The organism is Streptomyces sp. NPDC006529 (assembly GCF_040611795.1).
Taxonomy (GTDB): Bacteria; Actinomycetota; Actinomycetes; order Streptomycetales; family Streptomycetaceae; genus Streptomyces.
Genome location: NZ_JBEXPB010000129.1, coordinates 1 through 1,388 on the forward strand (window position 1 = coordinate 1; position 1,388 = coordinate 1,388).

The 1,388-nt window shown below is 68.7% G+C and carries 1 protein-coding gene; it reads left to right on the forward strand.

Going from position 1 to position 1,388, the window contains the following annotated elements; genetic code table 11:
- A partial coding sequence (locus tag ABZY31_RS31225) for a HAMP domain-containing protein (RefSeq protein ID WP_356417063.1) occupies positions 1-1,388 on the forward strand: 1,388 nt, incomplete at both ends.

Consider the following 1,388-nt stretch of genomic DNA (forward strand, 5'->3'; position numbering starts at 1 on the left):
GAGGCGAAGGGCGAGGTCGCCGCGCTCGCCGGGGTCATCAACACGATGGTGGACACGCTGTCCGCCTTCGCCGACGAGGTCACCCGCGTCGCCCGCGAGGTCGGCACCGAGGGCATCCTCGGCGGTCAGGCGCGCGTGCCGCACGTGGCGGGGACGTGGAAGGACCTGACCGACAACGTCAACTCGATGGCGAACAACCTGACGGGTCAGGTCCGCAACATCGCGCTGGTCACCACGGCGGTCGCCAACGGCGACCTGTCGAAGAAGATCGATGTCGACGCGCGGGGCGAAATCCTGGAGCTGAAGACCACGATCAACACGATGGTCGACCAGCTGTCGTCCTTCGCGGCCGAGGTGACGCGCGTGGCGCGCGAGGTGGGCAGCGAGGGACGGCTCGGCGGCCAGGCCGAGGTCGAGGGCGTCGAGGGCACCTGGAAGCGGCTGACGGAGAACGTCAACGAGCTGGCCGGAAACCTGACCCGGCAGGTCCGGGCGATCGCCGAGGTCGCGAGCGCGGTGGCCGAGGGCGACCTGACGAGGTCGATCACCGTGGACGCCTCCGGCGAGGTCGCCGAACTCAAGGACAACATCAACTCGATGGTCGGCTCGCTGCGCGAGACCACCCGCGCCAACCAGGAACAGGACTGGCTCAAGTCCAACCTGGCGCGGATCTCCGGTCTGATGCAGGGCCACCGCGACCTCGCGGTCGTCGCCGAACTCGTGATGGACGAACTCACCCCGCTCGTCGACGCGCAGTACGGCGCCTTCTACCTCGCCGAGGACACGGCGGACACCACCGTGCTCACCCTCGTCGGCTCCTACGGGCGCCCGGCCGCCGCGGTGGAGGGCATCCGGTTCGCGCTGGGCGAGTCCCTCGTGGGGCAGGCGGCCCGCAGCCGCCGGACGATCGCGGCCGACCAGGTGCCGGGGAACTACATCATCTCCTCGGGGCTCGGGCAGACCACGCCCGGGAGCCTGGTGGTGCTGCCGATCGTCGTGGACGACCAGGTCCTCGGAGTGATCGAGCTGGCGTCCTTCGGCGCCTTCACCCCCGTCCACCGGGACTTCCTCGGCCAGTTGATGGAGACCATCGGCGTCAACGTCAACACCATCGTCGCCAACGCGCGCACCGACGAACTGCTGGGCGAATCGCAGCGGCTGACCGGCGAGTTGCAAGCCCGCTCGGAGGAACTCCAGTTCCAGCAGGACGAGTTGCAGCGCTCGAACGCGGAACTGGAGGAGAAGGCGGCCCTGCTCGCCAGCCAGAACCGGGACATCGAGGCCAAGAACCTGGAGATCGAGCAGGCACGGCAGGAACTGGAGGACCGCGCGCAGCAGTTGTCGCTGGCCTCGAAGTACAAGTCCGAGTTCCTGGCCAACATGAGCCA